A 26,411-nucleotide genomic window follows, 5' to 3' on the forward strand; every position below is an offset into this window, starting at 1 on the left:
TCAGGCCTTGACCCCCACCAGGCTCAACAACTGCCCATCCTTCACCCCAAACTGCGCCTGCAGCTCACTGCCATGGCGCCATTCGGTCGACAGGTCTGTCAGCAAGCGCAGCCGCACCTGTCCGTCGTGTGTCCAGTCCAGCACCTCGGCATGTTCGAAATAAAAACGCTGCCTGACGATGGGATACAGCGCCTTGAACAAGCTTTCCTTCACGGAAAAGGTCAGAGTCACCAGCAAGGCCTGGTCATCTCGCCCAAGCGTGGCCATGCGCTGCAATTCGGGCGGCGTGAGGATCTCACCGGCCAGGCGCTCGGCGCGCTCGGGGTCGAGCAGGTTCTCCACGTCCATGCCCAAGCCTTGCCAGTGGTCTTTTTTCGCGACGATGGCCGCTGCCCGGCCCGTGCTGTGGGTGATCGAGCCGCTGATATGAGCTGGCCACACCGGGGCGCGGTCTTCGCCGATGGCCGGCACGCAGGCTAGGCCGTCGAGCCGCTGCAACGCCGCCCGGGCGCAGATCCGCCCGGCCAGGAATTCTGCCTGGCGCTTGGCCACCGAGCGCTGGATGCTCGCCGGTGGTTCGATGGCGCTGTCGGGAAAGTCGGTGCCAGCCAGCAGCAACGGGTCGAAGCAGGTGCTCAGCAGCACCGTACCGGGCAGGGCGTCGGGCAATAGCCAGTGCTCATCCAGGGGCGAGCAACAGGCGGGCAGGGTGGGAAGTGTCTTCATGCCCGGCATTTTGCCGGGTTGGCGGGAGGCTGGGTAGAGGGGGGCGCTTCATGGATAGACGGGAGAGGGCTTTGGTGGCGAGGGAGCTTGCTCCCGCTCGATTGCGCAGCAATCGCAAAAAAGCCGGGGCCGCTGCGCAGCCCAGCGGGAGCAAGCTCCCTCGCCACAGGGTTATGCGTCAGCCAAAGATTTTCTTGAAGAATTTCTGCATGTCCGCCCACGACTTCTCGTCGGCTTCCTTGTTGTAGCCAATGTCCGGCCCGCCATGTTCGCCGTGGCTCAAACGGTCGGCGTCAGGGTTGCTGAAGCCGTGCTTGGCGCCTTCGAGGCTGACGAATTTATAGTCGGCGCCAGCCTTGTCCATCTCGCTCTTGAACGCGGTGACGTTGTCCTGGGTGACCATGCTGTCCAGGGCGCCATGCTCGACCAGCACCTTGGCCTTGACGCTGCCCGGGGTGGCCGGGGTGTTGGTCACCAGCGCACCGTGGAAGCTCACCACGCCGGCCAGCGGTACACCCTGGCGCGCCGCATCCAGCACCACCTTGCCGCCGAAGCAGTAGCCGATGGCGGCGAGTTTGTCCGGATCGGTCTGGGGCTGTTTCTTCAGCAGGTCGAGACCGGCCTGGAAGCGGGCGCTGGCGGCTTTGCCGTCCTTGAGTGCTGCCTGCATGAAGGCCAGGGCGTCCTTGGGGTGCTCGGTGTTCTTGCCGTCGCCGTACATGTCGATGGCCAGGGCGCTGTAGCCCAGGCCCGCGAGGTCACGGGCGCGGCGCTTGGCGTAATCGTTCAGCCCCCACCATTCGTGCACCACCACCACACCCGGGCGCGGGCCTTTGACGGCGTCGTCATAAGCGTAGTAACCGATCAGCTTGGTGCCATCGGCACTGGTGTAGGGAATCTCCTGGGTCTGGATGGCGGCGTGGCTCACGCCGCTCATGGCCAGAAGTACAACAGCAAGCAGCCTGCGCATGACGGATCTCCTTATGAAAGTGGTCCGCACAGATTAGCCGATTCATTCAGCGCAGGTTCAGAGAACGTTCAAGGGGTGTTCAGGGAGCGCTGGTTAACGTGACAGCGACTTCACACACCACCCATGCTTCAAAGGAGCTCGACCATGACTCAGATGAAAAAACTGTTGCTGGCTTTCACCGTGCTGGGCGCCAGCGCCTTGGCCCACGCCGATGACAACTTCGCCAGCCTGACCCTCGGCCAGACCAGCGACAAGGTCAAGAAATCCGACGCCCTGGATGCCAACCTGAACCATCCGAACGCCGACGGCATCATCGGCAAGGACACCACGTATGGCCTGCGCCTGGGCAAGCAGAACGACCAGGGCCGCTACTACGCCACCTACGACAACGTCTCGGGCACCCACAACGGCATCAAGTTGCGCCAGGAAAACCTGCTGGGCAGCTACGATGTGTTCCTTCCGGTCACCAGCAGCACCAAACTGTTCGGTGGCGGCACGGCGGGCCTGACCAAGCTGACCCAGGACTCTCCCGGTTTCAGCCGCGACAGCGACATCGGCTACGCGGTAGGCCTGCAGGGCGGCGTGCTGCAACAAATTTCGCAAAACACCTCGGTTGAACTGGGTTACCGTTACCTGCGCAGCAACGCCAGCACCGAGATGAGCCCGCACGGTGGTGACAAGGTCGGTTCGCTGGACCTGACCAGCAGCGCCCAGACCTACCTGTCCGCCAACTACACGTTCTAAGCGGGCCAGGGTGAGTGCATCCAGCCGGATCGGTCGAAGACGATCCGGCGCCTTTCGTTGAGGTGCGCCGCGCGCGATTGTTTGATTTGCCTGGGGAGAGGCTCCATGAAATTACTGGTCGTCGAAGACGAAGCGCTGTTGCGTCATCACCTGCAAACCCGTCTCACTGACAGCGGCCATGTGGTGCAGGCTGTGGCCAATGCCGAAGAGGCCTTGTACCAGGTCCGGGAATTCAACCACGACCTGGCGGTGATCGACCTCGGCCTGCCGGGTATCAGCGGGCTGGAGCTGATCCGCCGGCTGCGCGCACAGGACAAGACGTTTCCGATCCTGATCCTGACCGCCCGCGGCAACTGGCAGGACAAGGTCGAAGGCCTGGCCGCCGGCGCCGACGACTACGTGGTCAAGCCGTTTCAGTTCGAAGAACTGGAGGCCCGGTTGAACGCCTTGTTGCGTCGCTCCAGCGGCTTCACCCAATCGACCATCGTCGCCGGGCCGTTGCTGCTGGACCTCAACCGCAAGCAGGCGTCCCTCGACGAGGAGCCGCTGGCGTTGACGGCCTACGAATACCGCATCCTCGAATACCTGATGCGCCATCACCAGCAGGTGGTGGCCAAGGACCGCTTGATGGAGCAGCTTTACCCCGATGATGACGAGCGCGATCCCAATGTCATCGAAGTGCTGGTAGGGCGCCTGCGCCGCAAACTGGAGGCCCCGGCCGGCTTCAAGCCCATCGACACCGTGCGTGGCCTGGGTTACCTGTTCAACGAGCGCTGCCAGTGATTCGTTCGCTTCGGCTGCGGCTGATGCTGGCCGCGATGACCCTGGCGGTGCTGTTCATGCTGGCCTTGTTGCCGGCCATGCAAGGCGCGTTCAGCCTGGCGTTGCAGGAATCCATCGAGCAACGTCTGGCCTCGGACGTGACCACGCTGATTTCCGCCGCCCGGGTGGAAAACAACCGCTTGAAGATGCCGACGCAGTTGCCCGATGAGCGCTTCAACCTCGCCGATGCCCGCCTGCTGGGCTACATCTACGATCGTGAGGGGCGGTTGGTCTGGCGGTCGAAGGCCACCCAGGAAGAAAACATCAATTACACGCCGCGCTATGACGGCCAGGGCAACCAGTTCGCCCGCATTCGCGAGAACGACGGCCAGGAGTTTTTTGTCTATGACGTCGAGATCAAGCTGCTTGGCGGCCAGAACGCGGCGTTCAGCATCGTTACCTTGCAACCGGTGCGCGACTACGAAGTGACCTTGCAGGGGCTGCGGGACAATCTCTACCTGGGTTTTGGCGCGGCCCTGGCGGTGTTGCTGGCGCTGTTGTGGATCGGCCTGACCTGGGGCCTGCGGGCGCTGCGACGCCTGAGTCAGGAACTGGATGAAATCGAAAGTGGAGCGCGGGAAAGCCTCAGTACCGAGCACCCCCGGGAACTGTTGCGCCTGACCGGTTCCCTCAATCGCTTGCTCTACAGCGAACGGGAGCAGCGCAGCCGTTACCGTGATTCCCTCGATGACCTGGCCCACAGCCTGAAGACCCCGCTGGCGGTGTTGCAGGGGGTCAGCGAAGACATGGCCCGGCGCCCCGAGGACCGTGGCCAGGCCTGGGTGCTGCAAACCCAGATCGAGCGTATGAGCCAGCAGATCGGCTACCAGTTGCAGCGCGCCAGCCTGCGCAAAAGCGGGTTGGTGCGCCATCAGGTGCGCTTGCGCCCGGTGCTGCAAAGCCTGTGCGACACCTTGGACAAGGTCTATCGCGACAAGCGGGTCAATGTGAGTTTCGATTTGCCGGAGCACTGCCAGGTGCCGATCGAACAGGGTGCCTTGCTGGAGATGCTCGGCAACCTCCTGGAGAACGCCTATCGACTGTGCCTGGGCGAGGTGCGTGTCAGCGTGCACCAGACCCTCGGCGGCACGGAGTTGAGCGTCGAGGACGACGGGCCGGGCGTGCCGCCGGATCAACGTGCGCGGATCCTCCAACGGGGCGAACGGCTGGACCGTCAGCATCCGGGGCAGGGCATTGGCCTGGCGGTGGTCAAGGACATCATCGAAAGCTACGGCGCCCGGTTGAACCTGGGGGATTCGGAGCTGGGCGGGGCGGCGTTCCGGATTCATTTTCCGGTGGTTTGACTGAAGTTTTTCGCTGTGTCGGCGGGGCCCTGTGGCGAGGGAGCTTGCTCCCGCTCGAGTGCGCAGCGCTCGCAAGTTCTTGGGGCCGCTTCGCAGCCCAGCGGGAGCAAGCTCCCTCGCCACAGGGGCCGGCAGGCTCCCCACAGAAGTTGGATGTCACCACTCAGTTCTCCAACTCCCTGTAGGCCCCCGGCGTCAGCCCCGTCCACTTCTTGAACGCCCGATGAAACGCCGACGGTTCGGAGAAACCCAACTGCTCGGCAATCTGCTGCAACGACAAATCCGCACGTCCCAAGTGGTAGATGGCGATATCCCGCCGCAACTGATCCTTGAGCTCCTGGAAGCTGGTGCCTTCCTCCCGCAGATGCCGGCGCAAAGTCTGCGGGCTGATGTGCAAGTGGGCGGCGACGGTGTCCAGGTCGGGCCAGCGTGCCGTGTCGCGGCTGAGCAGGCGGCGCAGTTGGCTGCTCAGGCTATGGCCATCGTCCGGGCGTGACAGCAGGTCGGCGGGGGAGTGTTCGAGGAAATGCTTGAGGGTGCGTTCGTCCTGCAACAGCGGCATTTCCAGATAGCGGCTGTGGAACAGCAGGCTGCTGTCGGGCGCGTCGAACACCAGCGGGTAGGGGAACAATAAGTCGTATTCGGCCCCGTGGGCGGGCCTGGCATAGCCGAAAGTCACCTGCTCCAGGCCTATCCGCTGGCCGATCAGCCAACTGGCGAGGCGATGCCAGACCACCAGCAGGCTTTCAGTCAGGAAGTGATCGGGGTCCCACAACGTCGAGTCGTCCAGCACCAGCCGCACCCGTTCGCCTTCGGTTTCCAGCGTCAGGCGCGGGGCGTCGGGGAACAGACTGTAGAACAGCAGGCCGCGCTGAAGGGCCTTGCCCAGGGTCCGACAGTGGATCAACGCATGACACATCATGGCAAACGTCCCGGGTTTACTCGGCGCCTGGCCGAATCCCAGGTATTCGTCCTCCATTGCCAGCCACAACGCTTGCAACAGGCGGGCGAACTGCTCCGGCGCGATGCGCGCGCGCGGTTCATCCAGCAGTTCAGGGCTGATGCTCAATTGTTGCAGCAAGGGAAAATAGTCGAAACCTTGTCGACGTGCGCCGCCCAGGGCAGCGCGGGCGAAGTGGCTGGCGATCGTGCGTTGGCGCATGGCAGAAATCCGTCCGTTAAGCGGGCGAATGGTAGCAGGGGCTTGAGGCTGGACAAGGCGGATATCCGCCAAATCCCGGAGCGCGGGATGGTCTGTAGGCGGAAATCCGCCACTTACACACTGCGTTTAGTCGTGTGTGGAAACCGCAAGCCCGTCTGCTATACCGGGTGTAGGGCATTTCGCAAAAATGGCACGCGCTTTGCGATGCGTTGGATAGGTCTGCCGCGTGCAGCCGAAAAAAACAAATCCCTCCAGTGCAGGAGGGTTCGCAATTGAGGTGCCGTGGACGACAGGTGGAAGTCGTCATGCGGGACTCTTGAGGAAGGTTTGCCATGACGACTCGTCAGCCACTGTACAAATCCCTGTATTTCCAGGTGATCGTAGCCATTGCCATCGGTATTTTGCTCGGCCACTTCTACCCGCAGACCGGTGTTGCCCTCAAGCCATTCGGCGACGGGTTCATCAAACTGATCAAAATGGTCATCGCCCCCATCATCTTCTGTACCGTCGTCAGTGGTATCGGCGGCATGCAGAACATGAAATCGGTGGGCAAGACCGGCGGCTACGCGCTGCTGTACTTCGAAATCGTCTCCACCATCGCCTTGCTGATCGGCCTGGTCGTGGTCAACGTCGTGCAACCGGGCGCCGGCATGCACATTGACGTATCGACCCTGGACACCAGCAAGATCGCCGGTTTCATCTCGGCCGGTAAAGACCAGAGCATCATTGCCTTCATCCTCAACGTGATCCCGAACACCATCGTCGGCGCGTTCGCCAACGGCGACATCCTGCAAGTGCTGATGTTCTCGGTGCTCTTCGGCTTCGCCCTGCATCGCCTGGGTGCCTACGGCAAGCCGGTGCTGGACTTCATCGATCGCTTCGCCCACGTGATGTTCATCATCATCAACATGATCATGAAGCTGGCTCCACTGGGTGCGTTTGGTGCCATGGCCTTCACCATCGGTGCCTACGGTGTCGGTTCGCTGGTGCAACTGGGCCAGTTGATGATCTGCTTCTACATCACTTGCGTGGTGTTCGTGCTGGTGGTGTTGGGCGCCATCTGCCGCGCCCACGGCTTCAGCGTCATCAAGCTGATCCGCTACATCCGTGAAGAACTGCTGATCGTGCTGGGTACTTCCTCCTCGGAATCGGCCCTGCCACGCATGCTGATCAAGATGGAGCGCCTGGGTGCCAAGAAATCTGTCGTAGGCCTGGTGATCCCGACTGGCTACTCGTTCAACCTCGACGGTACTTCGATCTACCTGACCATGGCGGCGGTGTTCATCGCCCAGGCCACCGATACCCCGATGGACCTGACTCACCAGATCACCCTGCTGCTGGTGCTGTTGCTGTCGTCCAAAGGTGCTGCTGGCGTGACCGGTAGTGGCTTCATCGTACTGGCGGCCACCCTGTCGGCCGTAGGTCACCTGCCGGTGGCCGGCCTGGCGCTGATCCTGGGTATCGACCGCTTCATGTCTGAAGCCCGCGCCCTGACCAACCTGGTGGGCAACGCTGTCGCCACCATCGTGGTTGCCAAGTGGGTCAAGGAGCTGGACGAAGACCAGCTGCAGACCGAGCTGGCTTCCGGTGGTCGCGGTATCTCCGACGTTCGTGAAGATGACGAGCAGATCGCGGCGGCGCAGATTGCAGCGGCTGAGACCTCTGCTCCAGGCACTGTGAAGTAATCTTCAGGCTGCAATGAAAAAACCCGCTTCGGCGGGTTTTTTTATTGGCAGAACTCTTCAGTCGAGGAGGCTTCTGTGGTGAGGGTGCAAGCGCCCTCACCACAAGGCTCTCACGCTGAGCGCAATGGTCATCCAGACTGGCACCTGCGGTAATTGCCCCACCGCCAGTCCCTGCCTAGTCTCTAACCATCCCCCCTTCGGAGATCACTCATGCAAGGCCCACTGGCATCGCTCAAGGTTCTGGATTTCTCGACCCTGTTGCCTGGTCCGTTCGCCTCGCTGTTGCTGGCGGACATGGGGGCCGAGGTGTTGCGCATCGAGTCGCCGACCCGTCAGGACTTGTTGCGGGTACTGCCGCCCCATGACCAGGGCGTATCGGCCAGCCACGCCTACCTCAACCGCAACAAGCGCAGCCTCGCCCTGGACCTCAAGCAGCCGGAAGCGTTGGAGGTGGTCACGCAGTTGCTGGGGGACTACGACATCCTGCTGGAACAGTTCCGCCCCGGCGTGATGGAGCGGCTGGGCCTGGGATACGAAGCCTTGAAAGCCATCAATCCGCGGCTGATCTACGTGTCGATCAGCGGCTACGGCCAGACCGGCCCTTATAAGGACCGCGCCGGCCACGACATCAATTACCTGGCCCTGGCGGGGCTGGCCAGCCACACCGGCCGTGCCGACAGTGGGCCGTTGCCGCTGGGCATTCAAGCGGCGGATATCGCCGGTGGTTCATTGCACGGGGTGATCGGACTGTTGGCGGCGGTCATCGCCCGTCAGCAGACCGGTCAGGGCCAGCACCTTGACGTGAGCATGACTGACTGCGTGTTCAGCCTCAACGCCATGGCCGGCGCCGGTTACCTGGCCTGCGGTGTGGAACCGGGTTGGGAGAATCAGATGCTCAACGGCGGCAGCTTCTACGACTATTACCGCACCCGTGACGGTCGCTGGATGTCGGTGGGCAGCCTGGAACCGGCCTTCATGCAGGCGCTGTGCGAGGCTTTGGGGCGGCCGGAACTGGCGGCCCAGGGGCTGTCGCCCAAGCCTGAGCAGCAACAGGCCTTGAAGCAGGCACTGCAAACCGAGTTCGAGAAGCATGATTTTGCCGAGCTGTGCGGTTTGTTTGCCGGGATCGATGCCTGCGTCGAGCCGGTGCTGAGCCTGGAGGAGGCTGTCCGGCATCCGCAGTTACAGGCTCGGGAGCTGGTGAAACAGGTGCCCCGAGGGGATGGTTCGAGCCAGGCGCAGATGGCCTGTCCATTGCGGTTTTCAGACGGTCTGCCCGAGCCTCGCCATATTGGCGTGGAGCTGGGAGCGCATACGGATCAGGTGCTGGGGGCGTTGGGTTTCAGTGCGCAGCGGATTGCCGAATTGCGCAGGAGCGGGGTGATTTTGTAGGGCGACAAGGCCGCCATCGCGAGCAAGCTCGCTCCCACACTGGATCTTTGGCGTTCACGGATCCTGTGGGAGCGAGCTTGCTCGCGATGAGGTCAGCCCAGGCCCTACAAGAGCATTACTCCACCCGCGTTTCCCCACTGAACACCAAGGTATTGCGACAGCTGCGGCACAAATACCGCCGCCCCTGGCGCACCAGGCTGTGGCGCTGGGCCGAGAACGGGAAGTCGCTGCCATCGCAAGGGCACTTGTAGATGTAGCGGGTCACACTGCGGCGTTTGATTTCGTAGGTGTGGCAACGGTTGGGCGGCAGTTCGTACACGCCGCGCATGATCAGTTGCCATTCTTCGCCATGGGGCTGGATGCGTTCGCCAAACAGTTGGTGGGCGATCAGGTGCGCGACTTCATGGGCGACGGTCTGCTTGAGGAAGTCTTCGGCGTTTTCCCGGTACAACTGTGGATTGAAGCGCAGCAGGTTTTCATGCAGGTGCGCGACACCGGCCTTCTGGCCACGCAATTTGAAGCTGACCACCGGGCGTTTGAAAGGACGTTTGAAAAAGGATTCGGCTTGTTGGTAACACTCTTCGACGCGGGTATTGAGTTGCTCGAGCATGCTTTACGGGTCTCCAGAAGCCCGAGTATGCCGCAAGCGTCGGCCGTTGCGAATCGCCCAGGCGCCCAGTGGTCGTTTCAAACACAGGAAGGCCGCCTTGCGGCGGCCTGTGTCGGCAGATCCTGCTTTTTTATTGGAGGGCACTACTTCAATTGGTATAGACCGGGCCGACGCCCAGCCCCCAGACGATCACCGTGAACGCCATGATGGCCACCAGCACCACCAGGCCGACCGCGAGTACTGAACTGGAAAACAGAAAACCTTCGTCCTGGGGAATGTTCATGAACGTTGGCAGGCCGACGTACAGCAGGTAGACGGTGTAGCAGATTGCCGCCGTGCCGACGATCATCCCCAGCCACATGTGCGGGTAGAGCGCCGCCAGGCCGCCGATGAACAGAGGTGTCGCGGTATAGGTGGCGAACGCGACGCAACGGGCCAGGCTCGGATTGGCGTCGTAGGTACGGGCCATCCAGTGGATGAAGGCACCCATTACCGCCACGCCGCCCAACATGGCCAGGTACGACATGATGGTCATCCACAGCGCGCTTTCCTGCGTGAGCATGACCGGTGGACGATTGCCGATGACCCATCCCACCTGCGTGGTGCCGATAAATGCCGAAACCGCGGGAATGGCCGCCAGGATCAGCGTGTGGGTGAGGTACATGTGGCTGATGCTTTCCTCCTGATCGCCACGGATTTCTTTCCATTCTTGATCAGGGTGGGTAAAGAGCCCCACGACATGATGGATCATAGTCAGTCACTCCTTTGTTATTGCCATCGCCCCCCAACGGAGCGCCTACGGGCCAAACGGCCAAGTAAGTAAAGGTCTGGATATGTATGCGACCTTATGTCGCAGTATAGAAAGGAGTTACCCCGAGGGGGATGGGGGGCTTAGAGCAAATCGCGCTGTAACGGAACGGGTTAATCGCGGCTTGATCTGTGGGCATAACCCTGTTGGCGAACAAATGCCCTGTGGCGAGGGAGCTTGCTCCCGCTCGGCTGCGATCTTGTCCCAGACAATTGAGTCGAGAGCGAAATATCAAGATCAAAAGATCGCAGCCTTCGGCAGCTCCTACCACAGCCGAGCGGGAGCAAGCTCCCTCGCCACAAGTGCGGTGCCACAGCCAGGTTTTTTGCGTAAAATGCCGGCCTTTCGTCACACCTCACGGATTTCGCGTCATGGGCACTCTTACGGTCAACCAGAACAAACTGCAAAAGCGCCTGCGCCGCCAGGCCGGTGAGGCGGTCGCCGATTTCAACATGATCGAGGACGGCGACAAGGTCATGGTCTGCCTGTCCGGCGGCAAGGACAGCTACACCTTGCTCGATGTGCTGATGCATTTGCAGAAGGTTGCGCCGATCAAGTTCGACATCGTCGCGGTGAACATGGACCAGAAGCAGCCCGGGTTCCCCGAGCACGTGCTGCCGGCCTATCTCGAGTCGCTGGGCGTGGAATATCACATCGTCGAGAAAGACACCTATTCGGTGGTCAAGGAACTGATTCCCGAAGGCAAGACCACCTGTTCGCTGTGCTCGCGCCTGCGGCGCGGAACGCTCTACACCTTCGCCGACGAGATCGGTGCGACCAAGATGGCCCTGGGTCACCATCGCGACGACATCGTCGAGACCTTCTTCCTGAACATGTTCTACAACGGTTCGCTCAAGGCCATGCCGCCCAAGCTGCGGGCCGATGACGGGCGCAACGTGGTGATCCGCCCACTGGCCTATTGCAGCGAGAAAGACATCCAGGCCTATTCGGATTTCAAGCAGTTCCCGATCATCCCCTGCAACCTGTGCGGCTCCCAGGAAAACCTGCAGCGCCAGGTGGTCAAGGAGATGCTCCAGGAGTGGGAACGCAAGACCCCGGGCCGTACCGAGAGCATTTTCCGTGGCCTGCAGAACGTCATTCCGTCGCAACTGGCGGACCGCAACCTGTTCGACTTCACCAACCTGCGCATCGATGAAAACGCCACGCCGCGGTTCGTCAACGTGGTGAACCTCTGACGGTGCCAACCGCTCTATTCACGGCGCCAGTGGCTATAAGGGCCACTGGCGCCGTTTTCATTTCCGACCCCAGGAGAGGGCATGCGCGATTACAAGTGGCTGCACGAGTATTGTCTGAACCGCTTCGGTTCGGCGGCTGAACTGGAAGCCCACCTGCCGGTTCCCAAGACCCCGGCGCAACTGCGCAAGATCGGCGACGACCGCTACCTCTCGACCATGGCGCTGCGGGTGTTCCGCGCCGGGCTCAAGCACAGCCTGGTAGATGCCAAGTGGCCGGCGTTCGAAGAGGTGTTCTTCAAGTTCGATCCGGAGAAAGTCGTGCTGATGAGCGCCGAGCACCTGGAGCGTTTGATGCAGGACGCGCGGATCATCCGCCACCTGGGCAAGCTCAAGAGTGTGCCGCGCAACGCGCAACTGATATTGGACGTGGCCCATGAAAAGGGCAGCTTTGGCGCACTGGTCGCCGATTGGCCAGTGACTGACATCGTCGGCCTGTGGACCTATCTGAAAAAGCACGGCCATCAACTGGGCGGCCTGTCGGCTCCGCGCTTCTTGCGGATGATGGGCAAGGACACCTTCGTGCCCAGTTATGACGTGGTGGCCGCGCTCAATGCCCAGGACATCATCGACAAAGTCCCCACCAGCCTGCGGGACCTGGCGACGGTGCAGAATGCCTTCAACCAGTGGCATGAAGAGAGCGGGGGAAGGCCTATGAGCCAGATATCGATGATGCTGGCGTATACCGTTAATCATTGAGACCGCGTTGCCGCCATCGCGAGCAAGCTCGCTCCCACAGGGTGCCATCGAGCCCTTGTGGGAGCGAGCTTGCTCGCGATAACGGTGTATCAGGCGACGGAAATCTCGCCTTCCCCCGCCAACCGCCGGTTCAACTGGAACCGCCAGCGCACATACAGCAGGGCCGAGCAGAACACCGCCACGCTTGCCGCCATTTCCAGCACGCCGAACCATTGCCGGTTCGGGTCATAGGCCGCCAGTGCGCCTTTGATGAAATACAGGTTCACCACGAAGCACATCCATGAGTGTCCACGGGCGCTGCCGCTGAGCATGCCGGGCGCGAGTATCAGCAGCGGCACCAGTTCGATCAGCAGAATCACCCAGGGCCGTGCGCCGTGCAGGTCGGCGATCAGCAGGTAATAGGCGCTGAGCAACCCCACCAGGCCGAAAAAGCACAGCAGGCTGAGGACGCGAGCCAGGCGTACGCGCGGTTCCAGCCATTGGATGGAAGGCAGGATCTTCGGCTTCTTAGCCACGGCCGTTCTCCAGCAGCAGGGCGGTTTTCGCCAGGCGCAAACCCAAGGCGCGGCACAGGGCGACTTCATGTTCGTTCAAGCCGCTTTTACCGTCGGCCCCGGCATGATGGCTCGGACCGTAGGGCGTGCCGCCGCCCTGGGTGTCGATCAGGGCCGATTCGCTGTAGGGCAGGCCGGTGATCAGCATGCCGTGGTGCAACAGCGGCAGCATCATCGACAGCAGGGTGGTTTCCTGGCCGCCGTGCAGGCTCGCGGTGGAGGTGAACACCCCGGCCGGTTTGCCCACCAGTGCGCCGGTCAGCCACAGGTTGCTGGTGCCGTCGAGAAAGTACTTGAGTGGCGCAGCCATGTTGCCGAACCGCGTCGGGCTGCCCAAGGCCAGGCCGGCGCAATGTTTCAGGTCATCGAGGCTGGCGTAGAGCGGGCCTTGCTCGGGGATGTCCGGGGAAACCGCTTCGCACTCGGCGGAAATCGCCGGCACCGTACGCAACCTGGCTTCCAGCCCGGCCTGTTCGACCCCCCGGGCGATTTGCCGGGCCATCTCGTTGGTGGAGCCGCTGCGGCTGTAATACAGCACCAGGATGTACGGCGTGGTCACGGCAGGATCTCCAGAATCTTCTCCGGCGGCCGGCCGATCACGGCCTTTTCACCGGCTTCCAGAATCGGCCGTTCCATGAGTTTCGGGTGGGCGGCGATGGCTGCGATCAACTGGGCCTGGCTCAGGCTTTCGTCGGCCAGGTTCAGGTCTTTGTATTCATCCTCGCCGGTGCGCAGCAATTGCCGGGCGGTGATGCCGAGCTTGCCCAGCAGGCGTTCCAGTTGCGCGGCGTCGAGCGGGGTTTCCAGGTAGCGGACCACGGTGGGCGTCAGGCCGCGGGCCTCCAACAGTTCCAGCGCACCGCGGGATTTCGAGCAGCGCGTGTTGTGATAAAGCGTCAGATCGGTCATGAGCGGGTCGCATCTTGCGTAAGGTGGCGGCTATTCTACTGTGCCGCGAAGTCCCTAGCACCTTAGAGAGGCGACGGGTCGCAGCAGCGTTCACATTCAGACAAGGATTGGTACATGACAAGGCGATTGATGGCGGCACTGACATTCATGGGCATCCTGTTGCTCGCCGGTTGCGGAAACGACTACGGAGTGGACCAGAACGGCCAGGCCATCGACTCGCAGCGGCTGGACAAACAATGGCTGGTGCTCAACTACTGGGCGGAATGGTGCGCGCCGTGCCGCACCGAAATCCCGGAATTCAATGCCTTGGCCGAACAGCTCAAGGGGCGCAACGTCGGTGTGTTCGGGGTCAACTTCGACCAGGTGCAGGGCGAAGAGCTCAAGAGTGCCAGCGACAAGATGGGGATTCGCTTCACGGTGCTGGCCCGGGATCCGGCCGAGATCTTCGACCTGCCTCGCAGTGAAGGCTTGCCGGTGACTTACATCATCGATAACCGGGGCAAGGTGCGCGAGCAGTTGCTGGGGGAGCAGACGGCGGCGGGGGTAATGACCAAGCTTGAGGCGTTGCAGGCGTTCAAATAACCCGCTTGTGGTTGAGGGCTTCGTGTGTGGCGAGGGAGCTTGCTCCCGCTGGACTGCGCAGCAGGCCCCTGCATTCTGCCTGAAACATCAAAGTGACAGGTGCATCCGGGGGCCGCTTCGCAGCCCAGCGGGAGCAAGCTCCCTCGCCACAGGGTTAACCATGTCCCTGGTCCAACCAGGTGTGTCTGGAGGGCTCAGGCCTCAGCCTTCTTCCAGCCACCACCGCAGCGGCTTGCCCTGGGCCGGCCAGAAGCGCATCTGCTCGATGGGCGAGATGTCCCAGCGTTCGACCTTCTCCAGGGCCTGCAAGAAGCGCGTCTCCTGCTCCATCAGCGCCGGGGCGCAGAGCTTGCGGGTGCTGCCGATCTTGCCGAAGCTCAAGCGATGGCCTTCCAGGGTGTAGGGCGCGAACCAGTGGTTGCAGCCGCCGTTGCCATAGGCCCGGCCGTCATCCCCAAGGGTGATGGTCAGGTGGCTGTAGTCCATCAATGGCCGTTCGCCGATCCATTCCAGGATATAGCTGCGGTTGTGTTGCAACTGCACAGGTTCAGCGGCACACCCCATCAGGCTCATGCCGATCGACGCGGACAGGGCCAAACGTTTCATCAGGCGGCTTCCTGGCATGTCGGGCACAGGTGTTTTTCACCCACGGTGGTCCAGCCCAGTTCGGCGATCCGTGCGGTGGCGGCCGGTTTCTCGGCCTTGACGCCGAGTTTGGCATCGACGGCGAATTCGAAGCTCAGTGCCTTGGCGCAACCGTCACAGTTGACCTGCCAGGTATGGATCGCCAGTTCGCCGAACACCGGGCCGGTGGTCATGGCGGTCCATTGGCCCATGGGTTTGAGCAGGTGTCGCACGGTATCCACGGTCAGGCGCATGGACAAATCCTTGCTGCCCTTGAGCGTGACGAGCAATACATCGTTGGCCTGGATCGAGCCGCCATTGCCGGTGACCTGATAGCGGCCCGGCGCCAGGGCGCGGACTTCGGTCAAGGTGTGCTGCGGGTTCATCAGGGTGTAGCGGAAATCGTGTTCGGCCATGGGTCCTCCAAATAGGCGCGACATGCTAGCACGGGGCATGGCTTGGGATGGTCCGGATGCCGGTCAACCTGGGATCTGGCCGACGAAACTCCCTTCTGTGGGAGCGGGCTTGCTCGCGAAGGCGGTGTGTCAGTACCACATTCATAAACTGACACACCGCTATCGCGAGCAAGCTCGCTCCCACAGGGGGTGTGTTGGTTCAGGTTTAGCGGTTCACCAGGTTCTTTGGTGTGCCGGCCGCCCAGGCTGCGATGTTATCCAGCGTAGTCATGGCAATCGCCGCCAAGGCTTCATGGGTGAGGAAGGCCTGGTGAGCAGTGATCACCACGTTGGGGAAGGTCAGCAGGCGTGCCAGCACATCGTCTTGCAAAGGCTGGTCGGAGCGGTCCTTGAAGAACAGTTCGGCCTCTTCTTCATAGACATCCAATCCCAAATAGCCCAGTTGACCGCTCTTCAGCGCCTCGATCAGGGCTGGTGTGTCCACCAGGCCACCGCGTCCGGTGTTGATCAACATGGCGCCGCGTTGCATCGACGCCAGGGATTGGGCGTTGATCAGGTGGCGGCTCTGTTCGTTCAGCGGGCAGTGCAGGCTGATGATCTGCGCTTGTGCCAGCAGTTCATCCAGAGGCAGGTAGCGGGCACCGAGGGCTTCGATCTGCGGGTTGGGGTACGGGTCGTAAGCGAGCAATTGGCAGCCGAAGCCGGCCATGATCCGCGCGAACGTCGCGCCGATCTGTCCGGTGCCGATCACCCCGACGGTCTTGCCCACCAGGTCGAACCCGGTCAACCCATGGAGGCTGAAATTGCCGTCCCGGGTGCGGTTGTAGGCGCGGTGCAGGCAGCGATTGAGGGCCATGATCAACGCCACGGCATGTTCGGCCACGGCGTGGGGCGAGTAGGCCGGTACCCGGACGATGCTCAAGCCCAGGCGCTTGGCGGCGGGCAGGTCGACGTGGTTGTAGCCGGCCGAGCGCAGGGCGATCAGCCGCGTGCCGCCCGCGGCCAACCGTTCCAGAACCGGGGCGCTCAGGTCATCGTTGATGAACGCGCAGACCACTTCATGCCGTTCGGCCAGGGCCACGGTGTCCAGGTTCAGGCGGGCGGGCTGGAACTGCAACTCGAGGCCGGCGGGCGCCGGGGCTTTGATGAAACTGTCACGGTCGTAGGTCTGGCTGCTGAAGAGAATCGCGCGCATGGGGCCTCCTGGCAAAAAAATAAACCTGTAGGAGCGTGGATTTTCAGCGATTCCGATTTCCAGGGTATTGCCCTGGATCAGGCGCTGATACGCGCCTCGCTGGCGAGGCGGTTGATCGCACGCTCCAATTCTTCCAGGGCGACGGCAGCCTTGGGGTCCTGTTGCTTGAGCAGGGTTTCGCTGCGCTGGCAGGCCGCCCGCAATTGCGGTACGCCGCAGTAGCGGGTGGCGCCGTGCAGGCGGTGGACCCGTTCGATCAGGGCGTTGTGATCGTTGGCCTCGCTGGCCTGGCGGATCGCTTCGCGGTCGGCTTCCAGGGACGCCAGCAGCATTGCCAGCATGTCCGCTGCCAGATCGGCCTTGCCGGCAGCCAGGCGCAAGCCTTCTTCATGATCGAGCACCAGCAGTTCGCTACCACCCTGGGCATCGCTGTTGCGCTCCGGCGACTGGTTGCGCAGGGCCAGGCCGGTCCATTTGAGCACCACCTGGGCCAGTTGCCGTTCGCTGATGGGCTTGGTCAGGTAGTCGTCCATGCCGCTTTGCAGCAGCGCGCGTTTTTCGTTGGCCATGGCGTGGGCGGTGAGGGCGACGATGGGCAGCGGCGTGCAGTGCCGCTCGCTTTCCCACTGGCGGATCGCCTCGGTGCTCTGGCGACCGTCCATGCCGGGCATCTGCACGTCCATCAGCACCAGGTCGAAGGTTTCCTTCTGCACCGCCTTGACCGCTGCGTAGCCGCTTTCCACCGCGAGCACCTTGGCACCCATGTCTTCGAGCAGGGTCTGCACCAGCAGCAGGTTGGCCGGGTTGTCGTCCACGCACAGCACTTTCGGGGCACGGCTGGAAACCGGCTCACTGGGTTCGCTGCGGGGCGGGCGCGGGTTGACCAGATCGGACAGCGCGCGGCGCAACTTGCGGGTGCAGGCCGGCTTGGCCTGCAACTGACTGTGGGGGTTGGGCACCGAGAGGTGGTACAGGGTCTGTTCGGTGGTGGGGCACAGCACGAGCACTTTGCAGCCCAAGTGCTCAAGGTCCCAGATGTGCTGGTTGAGGCGCTCCGGCGGCATGTCGTTGCTGGTAATGCCCAGTACGGCCAGATCGATCGCCTGGTCGGTCTGGTGGGCGACGGTGATGCCGTTGGTCAAGCTCTCCAGGGTGTTGAACGGCGTCACTTGCAGGCCGCAGTCTTCGAGCTGGTGCTGCAAGGCCTGGCGGGCCAGTTCATGGTTCTCCAGCACCGCTACGCGCCGGCCCAGCAACGGCGGGCCCGGCAGGTCTTCGGCATCGTCACGGGTCTTGGGCAGGCGCAGGCTGATCCAGAACTCCGAGCCTTCGCCCGGTGTGCTGTCGACGCCGATCTCGCCGCCCATCTGCTCCACCAGGCGCTTGGAGATCACCAGGCCCAAGCCGGTGCCACCCGGTTGTCGGGACAGCGAGTTGTCGGCCTGGCTGAACGCCTGGAACAGCGCCCGAACGTCCTGGTTGGACAGGCCGATACCGGTGTCCTGGATGCTGATGCGCAACTGCACGCTGTCTTCGTGCTCGTCTTCGAGCATGGCCCGGGCGACGATGGTGCCCTCGCGGGTGAACTTGATGGCGTTGCTCACCAGGTTGGTGAGGATCTGCTTGAGGCGCAGCGGATCGCCCACCAGCGACAGCGGTGTGTCCCGGTAGACCAGGCTCACCAGTTCCAACTGCTTGGCGTGGGCGGCCGGGGCGAGGATGGTCAGGGTGTCTTGCAGCAGGTCCCGCAGGTTGAACGGAATGCTGTCGAGCACCAGCTTGCCGGCCTCGATCTTCGAAAAGTCGAGGATCTCGTTGATGATCCCCAGCAGGCTGTCGGCGGATTTCTCGATGGTGCCCAGGTAATCGAGCTGGCGCGGGGTCAGTTCGCTTTTTTGCAACAGGTGGGTAAAACCGAGGATGCCGTTGAGCGGTGTGCGGATTTCATGGCTCATGTTCGCCAGGAACTCGGATTTGATCCGGCTCGCTTCCAGGGCTTCCTTGCGGGCCAGGTCCAGCTCGATGTTCTGGATCTCGATGGTTTCCAGGTTCTGGCGCACGTCTTCGGTGGCCTGGTCGATGCTGTGCTGCAATTCTTCCTGGGCGTTCTGCAAGGTACTGGCCATGCGATTGATGCCCGAGGCCAGTTCATCCAGCTCCTGGCTGCCCAGCGGTGGCAGGCGGGTTTCCAGGTGACCGTCCTTGAGTTGGGCCACGGCTTGCTTGATCTGGCTCAGTGGGCGGTTGATCGTGCGGCCCATGCGCAGGGCCAGCAGCGCGGTCAGGCACAGGCCGGCGGCGATCAGCAGCAGGCTGGCGAACAGGCTGCGATAGCCGCGCAGTAACATGCCGCTGTGGGACAACTCCAGCTCGACCCAGCCCAGCAGACGGTCGGCTTCCTCGGGAATCAGTTCGCCCGCCAGGTTACGGTGCTTGCCGAATACCGGCAGCAAGTAGCGCGTGGCGTCGTTGCCGGTGCGTTGCAGCAGCTGTGCACTGTTGCCCTCCGGTGCCCGGTTGAGCATGGTCGGGCCGGCGTGGGCCAACGGCGCGCGGTCGGGGGCGAGGAAAGTCACGGCGCGCACGTCCGCTTGCTCGAGGGACTGGGTGGCGATGCGCTCCAGCAGATCGGTGTCCTGGCGGCTCATGGCCGGGGCGACCAGCGGGGCCAGTTGCTCGGCGATCATCTCGCCACGTTGCAGCAACTGGGCGTGCAGGTCCGATTGCTGCATCCAGGTGAAATAGCCGCCCAGGACCAGCGCCATCAGGCTGGTCGGCAACAGGGTCAGCAACAGCACGCGGCCTTTGATTCCCAGTTTCTTGAGCACACTTGTCTCCTGCATCCAGCGGTCTGATTGAGCTGTGCGCGCATCCGGCACGCACCACCTGGGCAGTGTAGCGATTTGCAGGCGGGCAATCTTCGTAAATTCATGTCTGCCGTGCATTCGTAGCGCTGGGCAATTGCCCACGGCGATAAGTGGCGGTGGCGTCTGGCGTCGATCTTGCGATGACCGAGTAGGCAACCTCCGAACCTTTTTGGCTCAGGCCCGCCCTTTGACCATCGGTCGGGCCTGTCAACCTTGACAGGTGTCCTTTTCTTTCTTCTGTTTAAGCTCGGTGTCGTGAGTTATATAAATTCATCAGGAGAAAAACATGAATGCCGTCAGCACAGAAGAAAAGTTAAAGCGTGTAAAGTCTGCTGCCAAGCTTAACGCGAAAGGCTCAATGACTATTACCCTGAATGGACGCACTATCCAAACGGAGGATGTTTATATTTTGGATGCTCCTGATAACTCCCTTGTGGGGTTTATAGGCGATGGAGATGATTTGGCTATCGTGCAGTTCAGCACGCTGACCGAACCGGGTGCCTATAACCTAAAAGAACACCGTATTTGGATATATCTTGCGTTTGACGGTTTAATCTGGGATGCAGAAACTGGAGATTTAACGCTTGAGGTAATCGAGCTGAAGAGTAAATACAAAGGTCATTTTGATATAAAAACCCTGGACCACCGGAAAGTTGATGGGGTATTTGACGTCCGGAAGGTATAGATTCGAGAGTCGCGGATTGGGGGCCGGTTCCCACCCTGAAGGTTTCGATATGGGTCGATATGCGCAGCAGCGCCAGGCTGGGCGTCTGCTGGCTCCCTCCGGCTGTCGATGTCAACACTCTTGTAGGTTCCACCGTTGGTCAGGACTGTCATACCTGACAGGTGCGGCAGCGCTTTGGGGCATCGTATTGTTTGGACGCTGTTCCAACTTTCAATCCGGAGTTGCCGCTATGAACGCGAAAGCTGTCAAACCACGCAATGCAACAGGTTCAGTAAAGGTTCGTATTGAAGAACTGAACGCTGACTTCACCTCCTTGGCAGTTTCTTTTTCTTTGCAGCCTTTGCCTAAGATCCAGGGGTACGATTTTGAAGGAGACCCTCAAATAGTTGTCATTGGAACTTCTGGTGTAACAGGTCCCGGTACCTATAGTGTCAGTCCCCACTGGGGCACATCCGTTGCAATGAGTTTTATTCTTACAGCGCTCGGTGGGACCGAGATTACAAGGGATGGAACGATTGTTTTTGAGGTCTATGAACTAGGGAAAAAAGCGAAGGGTACTTTCGATGTTACGCTTCTTTCGTCAGGGCTCAGGACACAAGGCTCCTTTGACGTCGTCAACGACTGATGTCTCCGTGCAGTTGAGCAGAGGGCGAATAGCCGAGCGGGGCGTGTGGGAATCTATTTATATCTTTCGGTTATAGGCACTTCATTTTGAGTGATATGGAGCGCCGACATTTGCCGGTATGATAGGCGCCCCCGCAGTCCGGATTGCGAATACGCCATGACTTTGCAGTACCCCACCATCGCCGATTGCGTCGGCAACACCCCGCTGGTCCGCTTGCAGCGCTTGCCCGGCGAGACCACTAATACGCTTTTGCTCAAGCTCGAAGGGAATAACCCGGCGGGTTCGGTCAAGGATCGGCCGGCGCTGTCGATGATCACCCGTGGCGAGTTGCGCGGGCAGATCCAGCCTGGCGATACGCTGATCGAGGCGACTTCCGGCAACACGGGTATTGCCTTGGCGATGGCGGCGGCGATCAAGGGCTACAAGATGATCCTGATCATGCCCGACAACTCCAGTGCCGAGCGCAAGGCGGCGATGACCGCCTATGGCGCCGAGTTGATCCTGGTGACCCAGGAACAGGGCATGGAAGGTGCCCGGGACCTGGCCGAGCGTATGCAGGCCGAGGGGCGTGGCAAGGTGTTGGATCAGTTCGCCAATGGCGACAATCCCGAGGCCCACTACACCACCACTGGCCCTGAGATCTGGCGCCAGACCGACGGCACCATCACCCATTTCGTCAGCTCGATGGGCACCACCGGTACCATCATGGGCACCTCGCGCTATCTGAAAGAACAGAACCCGAACGTGCAGATCATCGGCCTGCAACCGATGGAAGGCTCGGCCATTCCCGGCATCCGCCGCTGGCCCGAAGAGTATTTGCCGAAGATTTACCAGGCCGACCGCGTGGACCGCATCATCGACATGGCCCAGAGCGAAGCCGAGGACGTGACCCGTCGCCTGGCGCGTGAGGAGGGCATCTTCTGCGGCGTGTCTTCGGGCGGTGCCGTGGCGGGGATGCTGCGCCTGTCCAAGGAAGTGGAAAATGCGGTGATCGTGGCGATCATCTGTGACCGTGGCGACCGTTACCTGTCGACCGGCATTTTCGACGCGCCCAACTGATGGCCAAGCAAGAAAGAGGCTTGCGCTTCCAGCCCAGCGGCGGAAGCCGGGCCCCGCAAGTGCCCACCGGTAAGAAGCAGCGCCTGACCATCGAGCGCCTGGCCAACGATGGCCGGGGCATTGCGTTCGTCGATGGCCGGACCTGGTTCGTCATCGGCGCCCTGGCCGGCGAAGAGGTCGAGGCGCGGGTGCTCGGTGCCCACGGCAAAGTGGTCGAAGCACGTACCGAGCGGGTTTTCCTGTCCAGTGAGCTGCGTCGCGCAACGCCGTGCATCCATGCCGGTCGTTGCGGCGGTTGCAGCGTCCAACATTTGCCCCATGACGAACAGCTCGCCCTGAAACAGCGCATGCTCGCCGAGCAACTGTCGCGGGTGGCCGGGGTCGAGCCGGAGGAATGGGCCGCGCCATTGAGCGGGCCTGAGTTCGGTTATCGGCGTCGCGCCCGGGTGGCGGTGCGCTGGGATCAGAAGGCGAAAAAACTTGAAGTGGGTTTTCGCGCCGTCGGCAGCCAGGACATCGTCGCCATCGGTGATTGCCCGGTGCTGGTACAGCCCTTGCAGCCGATCATGAGTCGCCTGCCGGAGATGCTTCGACGCCTGGGCAAACCCCAGGCGCTGGGCCATGTGGAATTGTTCGCCGGTTCGTCCCTCGCGGTATTGCTGCGCCACATGGCGCCGCTGTCGGAGGCCGACCTGACCATCCTCAAGGATTTCTGCGCGTTTCATGCAGCCCAGTTGTGGTTGCACGGTGAAGGTGAGCCGCAACCGGTCGAGCCCGGGCAGGCCCTGGGCTTTCGCCTGGATGCCTGGGACCTTGAGCTGGCGTACCAGCCTGGGGATTTCATCCAGGTGAACGCTGGGGTCAACGAAGCGATGATCGCCCAGGCCCTGCAATGGCTGGCGCCGCGTTCCGAGGAGCGAGTGCTGGACCTGTTCTGCGGCCTGGGCAATTTTGCCTTGCCGCTGGCCAAAAGCGTGCGCCAGGTGGTGGCCGTGGAAGGCGTGCAAACCATGGTGGACCGTGCGGCGGCCAATGCCGTCAGCAACAATTTGAATAACACTGCCTTTTTTCAGGCCGATTTATCCCAGCCTCTGGCGGGTGCCGAATGGATCGGCGAAGGCTTTTCTGCGGTACTCTTGGACCCACCCCGTGACGGTGCTTTCGAGGTGGTGCGCAAGCTGTCGTCCCTGGGGGCCAAACGGTTGGTTTATGTTTCGTGCAACCCGGCAACTTTGGCCCGGGATACGGTCGAACTGATCAAGCAGGGCTACCGGTTAAAACGTGCCGGGATTCTCGATATGTTTCCTCAAACGGCGCATGTCGAGGCCATGGCGTTATTTGAAGCGAGCCAGGATGGCTTGTCCGACTGACCCGTTCGTGCCAACCCGCCACAGCCCTGGGCGGAAACACGGGCAGCGAAGGTCAGCGAAGTTGACGCATTGAATCTGCGTCGTAGGGAAGGTAAGTAAAGATGGTACAGGTGAGAGCACACCAGCCGATCAACACCGACGGCAGTATCAATCTCGAGGCTTGGCTCGATCATGCGGTCAGCGTCGACATGGCACTGGATCGCGAAGCCTTGAAGGCCGCCTGCGAGTTCGCTCGCGAGGCGGAGCAGCAACACAACGCGGCGAAGAACCTGTGGTCCGAAGGCACCTCGAGTTTCCAGACGGGCCTGGAGATCGCTGAAATTCTCGCTGACCTCAAGCTCGACCAGGACTCCCTGGTGGCGGCGGTGCTGTACCGCGGCGTGCGCGAAGGGCAGATCCAGCTACCGGTGGTCAGCCAGCGCTTCGGCACCGTGGTGGCCAAGCTGATCGACGGCGTGCTGCGCATGGCCGCTATCAGCACCAGCCTCAGCCCGCGCCAATCCATGGTGCTGGGTACCCAGGGCCAGGTGGAAAACCTGCGCAAGATGCTGGTGGCGATGGTCGACGACGTGCGCGTCGCGCTGATCAAGCTGGCCGAGCGCACCTGCGCGATCCGCGCCGTGAAGTCCGCCGATGACGAAAAGCGCAATCGCGTCGCCCGGGAGGTGTTCGACATCTATGCACCCCTGGCCCACCGTCTCGGCATCGGTCACATCAAGTGGGAGCTGGAAGACCTGTCCTTCCGCTACCTGGAGCCCGACCAATACAAGCAGATCGCCAAGCTGTTGCATGAGCGGCGCCTGGATCGCGAGCGCTTCATCACCGATGTGATGACCCAGTTGCGCGAAGAGTTGCAGGCCACCGGCGTGGAAGCCGACATCAGTGGCCGGGCCAAGCATATCTACTCGATCTGGCGAAAAATGCAGCGCAAGGGCCTGGAATTCAGCCAGATCTACGACGTTCGTGCCGTTCGTGTACTGGTCCCGGAAATGCGCGACTGCTACACCGCGCTGGGAATCGTCCACACCTTGTGGCGGCACATTCCGAAGGAGTTCGACGACTACATCGCCAACCCCAAGGAAAACGGCTATCGCTCGTTGCACACCGCGGTGATCGGCCCCGAGGGCAAGGTGCTGGAAGTGCAGATTCGCACCCATGCGATGCACGAGGAAGCCGAGCTGGGGGTCTGTGCCCACTGGAAATACAAGGGCACCGACGTCAAGTCCGGGTCCAACCACTACGAAGAGAAAATTTCCTGGTTGCGCCAGGTGCTCGAGTGGCATGAGGAACTGGGTGACATCGGTGGCCTGGCCGAACAGCTGCGCGTCGACATCGAACCGGACCGGGTCTATATCTTCACCCCCGACGGCCACGCGATCGATCTGCCCAAGGGCGCGACACCGCTGGACTTCGCCTACCGGGTCCATACCGAGATCGGCCACAACTGCCGTGGCGCCAAGATCAACGGGCGGATCGTGCCGCTCAACTACAGCCTGCAGACCGGTGAGCAGGTCGAGATCATCACCAGCAAGCACGGTACGCCGAGCCGCGACTGGCTGAACCCGAACCTGGGCTACATCACCACATCCCGGGCGCGGGCGAAAATCGTCCACTGGTTCAAGCTGCAGGCCCGTGACCAGAACGTCGCCGCCGGCAAGACCCTGCTCGAGCGTGAACTCGGGCGCCTGGGGCTGCCGCAGGTGGACTTCGACAAACTGGCCGAAAAAGCCAACATGAAAACCGCCGAGGACATGTTCGCCGCCCTCGGTGCCGGCGATCTGCGCCTGGCGCAGTTGGTCAACCTGGCCCAGCAGCTGGTGGAGCCGGAGCGTGGCAACGAGCAACTGGAGCTGATCCCGCGCAAGGCCACCGGCTACAAGCCGGGCAAGCGCGGCGATATCCAGATCCAGGGCGTGGGCAACCTGATGACCCAGATGGCCGGCTGCTGCCAGCCATTGCCGGGGGATGCGATCGTTGGCTACATCACCCAGGGCCGCGGCGTGAGCATTCACCGCCAGGACTGTGCCTCGGTGCTGCAACTGGCCGGTCGCGAGCCGGAGCGGATCATCCAGGTCAGTTGGGGCCCGGTGCCGGTACTCACCTACCCGGTGGACATCGTCATCCGCGCCTACGACCGATCCGGTCTGCTGCGTGATGTGTCCCAGGTGTTGCTGAACGAGCGGATCAACGTGCTGGCGGTCAATACCCGTTCGAACAAGGAAGACAACACCGCGCTGATGTCACTGACCATCGAGATTCCGGGGCTGGATGCGCTGGGGCGCTTGCTGGGGCGGATCTCCCAGTTGCCGAACATCATCGAGACCCGGCGTAACCGGACGCCAGGTTAAGCGCAGTCCAAAAATGTGGGAGCGAGCTTGTGGGAGCAAAGCTTGCTCGCGATAACGGTGTTTCAGTCAGCATTCATGTTGTTGGCCAGACCGCCATCGCGAGCAAGCTTTGCTCCCACTGGCCCGCCCCCACAAGATTTTTGTGTGATGGGATGGATTGATGTACAGCCTCGAAGACCTGCTCCACCTGATGAACCGCCTGCGGGACCCGCAGTACGGCTGCCCGTGGGACATCAAGCAAACCTACGCCACCATCGTTCCTCATACGCTTGAAGAAGCCTACGAGGTGGCCGATGCGATCGAGCGCGGCGATTTCGATCACCTGCAGGGCGAGTTGGGCGACCTGTTGTTCCAGGTGGTGTATTACAGCCAGTTGGCCCGGGAAGAAAACCGCTTCGAATTCGCCGGCGTGGTCGACAGCATCACCCGCAAGCTGATCCGCCGCCATCCCCATGTGTTTCCTACCGGTGACCTGTATGCGCCCGTGGATATCCCGCGCTTGAGCGAAGAGCAGGTCAAGCAGCGCTGGGAAGAAATCAAGGCTGAGGAGCGGGCCGAGAAAGCCTTGGCGCCCGAGCAGTTGTCGCTGCTCGACGATGTACCGGGGGCGCTGCCGGCGTTGTCCCGCTCGGCGAAGCTGCAAAAGCGTGCCGGCCAGGTCGGTTTCGACTGGCCAGGTCCTTTGCCGGTGCTCGACAAAGTCCGCGAGGAACTGGACGAGGTGCTCGAAGCCATGGCCGACAACGATCCGGTGGCTATCAGCGACGAGATCGGTGATCTGTTGTTCAGCGTGGTGAACCTGGCTCGCCACCTCAAGGTCGACCCGGAAACCGCGCTGCGCGATGCCAACGGGAAGTTCGAGCGGCGGTTCCGATTTATCGAACAGGCATTGCGCGACACCCACCGTCCCATGGAAGATTGCACCCTCGAAGAGTTGGACGCCTTGTGGGGCGAAGCCAAACGTCAGGAAAAGAATTTGCCCAGCTGTGGCTGAGGCCGTTG

The 26,411-nt window shown here is 61.9% G+C and carries 26 protein-coding genes; 14 read left to right on the top strand and 12 right to left on the bottom strand.

Features of this window, described 5'->3' with window-relative positions:
- Both IB266_RS11345 and IB266_RS11350 read right to left on the bottom strand, forming a co-directional pair.
- Nucleotides 1-726, bottom strand: a complete 726-nt coding sequence (locus IB266_RS11345) for a 4'-phosphopantetheinyl transferase family protein (RefSeq protein ID WP_225613491.1) — start codon at nt 724-726, stop codon at nt 1-3.
- A 178-nt stretch (nt 727-904) separates the two neighbouring features.
- Nucleotides 905-1,696 (bottom strand): dienelactone hydrolase family protein, encoded by a 792-nt coding sequence (locus tag IB266_RS11350; protein ID WP_192261228.1) that lies wholly within the window; start codon nt 1,694-1,696, stop codon nt 905-907.
- A 144-nt stretch (nt 1,697-1,840) separates the two neighbouring features.
- Between IB266_RS11350 and IB266_RS11355 the strand changes: the two genes are divergently transcribed.
- From IB266_RS11355 to IB266_RS11365, 3 genes are all read left to right on the top strand, one after another.
- Nucleotides 1,841-2,440, top strand: coding sequence for a hypothetical protein (locus IB266_RS11355; RefSeq protein WP_092330496.1), 600 nt, complete (start codon nt 1,841-1,843; stop codon nt 2,438-2,440).
- A 105-nt stretch (nt 2,441-2,545) separates the two neighbouring features.
- Nucleotides 2,546-3,223: a response regulator gene (locus IB266_RS11360; RefSeq protein ID WP_192261229.1), complete on the top strand. Its 678-nt coding sequence runs from the start codon at nt 2,546-2,548 to the stop codon at nt 3,221-3,223.
- The gene (locus tag IB266_RS11365; protein WP_060741047.1) at nt 3,220-4,566 is read left to right on the top strand and encodes an ATP-binding protein; all 1,347 of its coding nucleotides are present in this window, start codon (nt 3,220-3,222) and stop codon (nt 4,564-4,566) included. Before IB266_RS11360 ends, IB266_RS11365 begins: the two co-directional genes overlap by 4 nt.
- A gap of 163 nt (nt 4,567-4,729) precedes the next feature.
- Here the strand turns inward: IB266_RS11365 and IB266_RS11370 are convergent, their stop codons facing one another.
- Nucleotides 4,730-5,728, bottom strand: coding sequence for an AraC family transcriptional regulator (locus tag IB266_RS11370; RefSeq protein WP_192261230.1), 999 nt, complete (start codon nt 5,726-5,728; stop codon nt 4,730-4,732).
- A gap of 332 nt (nt 5,729-6,060) precedes the next feature.
- On the opposite strand from IB266_RS11370, the gene IB266_RS11375 reads away from it, so the two are divergent.
- A complete protein-coding gene (locus IB266_RS11375; protein WP_060741049.1) occupies nt 6,061-7,413 on the top strand; it encodes a dicarboxylate/amino acid:cation symporter in 1,353 nt (450 codons plus the stop codon).
- Between the two features lie 210 nt (nt 7,414-7,623).
- Nucleotides 7,624-8,805: a CaiB/BaiF CoA transferase family protein gene (locus IB266_RS11380; protein ID WP_192261231.1), complete on the top strand. Its 1,182-nt coding sequence runs from the start codon at nt 7,624-7,626 to the stop codon at nt 8,803-8,805.
- 115 nt (nt 8,806-8,920) lie between these two features.
- Here IB266_RS11380 and IB266_RS11385 read toward each other — a convergent pair whose 3' ends face one another.
- Entirely contained in the window at nt 8,921-9,415 is a 495-nt protein-coding gene (locus IB266_RS11385; RefSeq protein WP_003204703.1) for a SprT family zinc-dependent metalloprotease, read from the bottom strand.
- 148 nt (nt 9,416-9,563) lie between these two features.
- On the bottom strand, nt 9,564-10,166 hold the full coding sequence (locus IB266_RS11390; RefSeq protein WP_039591896.1) for a Yip1 family protein: 603 nt from the start codon (nt 10,164-10,166) through the stop codon (nt 9,564-9,566).
- A gap of 428 nt (nt 10,167-10,594) precedes the next feature.
- Here IB266_RS11390 and ttcA point away from each other — a divergent pair, with 428 nt between their 5' ends.
- The gene (ttcA, locus tag IB266_RS11395; RefSeq protein ID WP_003204698.1) at nt 10,595-11,419 is read left to right on the top strand and encodes a tRNA 2-thiocytidine(32) synthetase TtcA; all 825 of its coding nucleotides are present in this window, start codon (nt 10,595-10,597) and stop codon (nt 11,417-11,419) included.
- An 81-nt stretch (nt 11,420-11,500) separates the two neighbouring features.
- Nucleotides 11,501-12,175 (top strand): DNA-3-methyladenine glycosylase I, encoded by a 675-nt coding sequence (locus IB266_RS11400; protein WP_092169966.1) that lies wholly within the window; start codon nt 11,501-11,503, stop codon nt 12,173-12,175.
- 89 nt (nt 12,176-12,264) lie between these two features.
- Here IB266_RS11400 and IB266_RS11405 read toward each other — a convergent pair whose 3' ends face one another.
- The 3 genes from IB266_RS11405 to arsC are packed head-to-tail and all read right to left on the bottom strand — an operon-like array spanning nt 12,265 to nt 13,638.
- Nucleotides 12,265-12,690 (bottom strand): DUF2069 domain-containing protein, encoded by a 426-nt coding sequence (locus IB266_RS11405; RefSeq protein ID WP_092169969.1) that lies wholly within the window; start codon nt 12,688-12,690, stop codon nt 12,265-12,267.
- Entirely contained in the window at nt 12,683-13,288 is a 606-nt protein-coding gene (gene wrbA / locus IB266_RS11410) for an NAD(P)H:quinone oxidoreductase (RefSeq protein WP_103310752.1), read from the bottom strand. Before wrbA ends, IB266_RS11405 begins: the two co-directional genes overlap by 8 nt.
- Entirely contained in the window at nt 13,285-13,638 is a 354-nt protein-coding gene (gene arsC / locus IB266_RS11415) for an arsenate reductase (glutaredoxin) (RefSeq protein WP_192261232.1), read from the bottom strand. The genes wrbA and arsC overlap by 4 nt, the downstream gene beginning before the upstream one ends.
- Before the next feature lie 114 nt (nt 13,639-13,752).
- On the opposite strand from arsC, the gene IB266_RS11420 reads away from it, so the two are divergent.
- Nucleotides 13,753-14,220 (top strand): TlpA disulfide reductase family protein, encoded by a 468-nt coding sequence (locus IB266_RS11420; RefSeq protein ID WP_192261233.1) that lies wholly within the window; start codon nt 13,753-13,755, stop codon nt 14,218-14,220.
- 201 nt (nt 14,221-14,421) lie between these two features.
- Here IB266_RS11420 and IB266_RS11425 read toward each other — a convergent pair whose 3' ends face one another.
- From IB266_RS11425 to IB266_RS11440, 4 genes are all read right to left on the bottom strand, one after another.
- On the bottom strand, nt 14,422-14,826 hold the full coding sequence (locus tag IB266_RS11425) for an META domain-containing protein (protein WP_060741057.1): 405 nt from the start codon (nt 14,824-14,826) through the stop codon (nt 14,422-14,424).
- Nucleotides 14,826-15,260 carry a hypothetical protein gene (locus IB266_RS11430; RefSeq protein WP_060741058.1) on the bottom strand — a complete coding sequence of 145 codons (435 nt, stop codon included), beginning with the start codon at nt 15,258-15,260 and terminating at the stop codon, nt 14,826-14,828. The genes IB266_RS11425 and IB266_RS11430 overlap by 1 nt, the downstream gene beginning before the upstream one ends.
- 205 nt (nt 15,261-15,465) lie before the next feature.
- Nucleotides 15,466-16,455, bottom strand: coding sequence for a 2-hydroxyacid dehydrogenase (locus tag IB266_RS11435; RefSeq protein WP_192261234.1), 990 nt, complete (start codon nt 16,453-16,455; stop codon nt 15,466-15,468).
- A gap of 77 nt (nt 16,456-16,532) precedes the next feature.
- Nucleotides 16,533-19,283, bottom strand: coding sequence for a response regulator (locus IB266_RS11440; RefSeq protein WP_192261235.1), 2,751 nt, complete (start codon nt 19,281-19,283; stop codon nt 16,533-16,535).
- A gap of 325 nt (nt 19,284-19,608) precedes the next feature.
- On the opposite strand from IB266_RS11440, the gene IB266_RS11445 reads away from it, so the two are divergent.
- From IB266_RS11445 to mazG, 6 genes are all read left to right on the top strand, one after another.
- Nucleotides 19,609-20,007, top strand: coding sequence for a hypothetical protein (locus tag IB266_RS11445; protein WP_192261236.1), 399 nt, complete (start codon nt 19,609-19,611; stop codon nt 20,005-20,007).
- Nucleotides 20,008-20,236: 229 nt separating this feature from the next.
- Nucleotides 20,237-20,632 (top strand): hypothetical protein, encoded by a 396-nt coding sequence (locus tag IB266_RS11450; RefSeq protein ID WP_192261237.1) that lies wholly within the window; start codon nt 20,237-20,239, stop codon nt 20,630-20,632.
- Between the two features lie 156 nt (nt 20,633-20,788).
- Entirely contained in the window at nt 20,789-21,691 is a 903-nt protein-coding gene (gene cysM / locus IB266_RS11455) for a cysteine synthase CysM (RefSeq protein WP_060741061.1), read from the top strand.
- On the top strand, nt 21,691-23,061 hold the full coding sequence (gene rlmD, locus IB266_RS11460; protein ID WP_192261238.1) for a 23S rRNA (uracil(1939)-C(5))-methyltransferase RlmD: 1,371 nt from the start codon (nt 21,691-21,693) through the stop codon (nt 23,059-23,061). Before cysM ends, rlmD begins: the two co-directional genes overlap by 1 nt.
- Before the next feature lie 101 nt (nt 23,062-23,162).
- Nucleotides 23,163-25,409: a GTP diphosphokinase gene (gene relA, locus IB266_RS11465; RefSeq protein WP_192261239.1), complete on the top strand. Its 2,247-nt coding sequence runs from the start codon at nt 23,163-23,165 to the stop codon at nt 25,407-25,409.
- A gap of 160 nt (nt 25,410-25,569) precedes the next feature.
- Entirely contained in the window at nt 25,570-26,403 is an 834-nt protein-coding gene (gene mazG, locus IB266_RS11470) for a nucleoside triphosphate pyrophosphohydrolase (protein WP_103310926.1), read from the top strand.
- Nucleotides 26,404-26,411: the final 8 nt, after the last annotated feature.

Source organism: Pseudomonas sp. Pdm06, assembly GCF_014851795.1.
In the GTDB taxonomy this organism is placed as follows: Bacteria; Pseudomonadota; Gammaproteobacteria; order Pseudomonadales; family Pseudomonadaceae; genus Aquipseudomonas; species Aquipseudomonas fluorescens_AA.

Bases quoted from the DNA above. Each gene is read 5' to 3' on its own strand.
- IB266_RS11430 (WP_060741058.1), bottom strand. From the start codon at position 15,260: ATGGCCGAACACGATTTCCGCTACACCCTGATGAACCCGCAGCACACC.
- IB266_RS11385 (WP_003204703.1), bottom strand. From the start codon at position 9,415: ATGCTCGAGCAACTCAATACCCGCGTCGAAGAGTGTTACCAACAAGCC.
- IB266_RS11450 (WP_192261237.1), top strand. From the start codon at position 20,237: ATGAACGCGAAAGCTGTCAAACCACGCAATGCAACAGGTTCAGTAAAG.
- IB266_RS11425 (WP_060741057.1), bottom strand. From the start codon at position 14,826: ATGAAACGTTTGGCCCTGTCCGCGTCGATCGGCATGAGCCTGATGGGG.
- IB266_RS11400 (WP_092169966.1), top strand. From the start codon at position 11,501: ATGCGCGATTACAAGTGGCTGCACGAGTATTGTCTGAACCGCTTCGGT.
- IB266_RS11420 (WP_192261233.1), top strand. From the start codon at position 13,753: ATGACAAGGCGATTGATGGCGGCACTGACATTCATGGGCATCCTGTTG.
- ttcA (WP_003204698.1), top strand. From the start codon at position 10,595: ATGGGCACTCTTACGGTCAACCAGAACAAACTGCAAAAGCGCCTGCGC.
- rlmD (WP_192261238.1), top strand. From the start codon at position 21,691: ATGGCCAAGCAAGAAAGAGGCTTGCGCTTCCAGCCCAGCGGCGGAAGC.
- IB266_RS11375 (WP_060741049.1), top strand. From the start codon at position 6,061: ATGACGACTCGTCAGCCACTGTACAAATCCCTGTATTTCCAGGTGATC.
- IB266_RS11360 (WP_192261229.1), top strand. From the start codon at position 2,546: ATGAAATTACTGGTCGTCGAAGACGAAGCGCTGTTGCGTCATCACCTG.
- IB266_RS11345 (WP_225613491.1), bottom strand. From the start codon at position 726: ATGAAGACACTTCCCACCCTGCCCGCCTGTTGCTCGCCCCTGGATGAG.
- cysM (WP_060741061.1), top strand. From the start codon at position 20,789: ATGACTTTGCAGTACCCCACCATCGCCGATTGCGTCGGCAACACCCCG.
- arsC (WP_192261232.1), bottom strand. From the start codon at position 13,638: ATGACCGATCTGACGCTTTATCACAACACGCGCTGCTCGAAATCCCGC.
- IB266_RS11370 (WP_192261230.1), bottom strand. From the start codon at position 5,728: ATGCGCCAACGCACGATCGCCAGCCACTTCGCCCGCGCTGCCCTGGGC.
- IB266_RS11355 (WP_092330496.1), top strand. From the start codon at position 1,841: ATGACTCAGATGAAAAAACTGTTGCTGGCTTTCACCGTGCTGGGCGCC.
- IB266_RS11435 (WP_192261234.1), bottom strand. From the start codon at position 16,455: ATGCGCGCGATTCTCTTCAGCAGCCAGACCTACGACCGTGACAGTTTC.
- mazG (WP_103310926.1), top strand. From the start codon at position 25,570: ATGTACAGCCTCGAAGACCTGCTCCACCTGATGAACCGCCTGCGGGAC.
- relA (WP_192261239.1), top strand. From the start codon at position 23,163: ATGGTACAGGTGAGAGCACACCAGCCGATCAACACCGACGGCAGTATC.
- IB266_RS11350 (WP_192261228.1), bottom strand. From the start codon at position 1,696: ATGCGCAGGCTGCTTGCTGTTGTACTTCTGGCCATGAGCGGCGTGAGC.
- IB266_RS11445 (WP_192261236.1), top strand. From the start codon at position 19,609: ATGAATGCCGTCAGCACAGAAGAAAAGTTAAAGCGTGTAAAGTCTGCT.
- IB266_RS11380 (WP_192261231.1), top strand. From the start codon at position 7,624: ATGCAAGGCCCACTGGCATCGCTCAAGGTTCTGGATTTCTCGACCCTG.
- IB266_RS11390 (WP_039591896.1), bottom strand. From the start codon at position 10,166: ATGATCCATCATGTCGTGGGGCTCTTTACCCACCCTGATCAAGAATGG.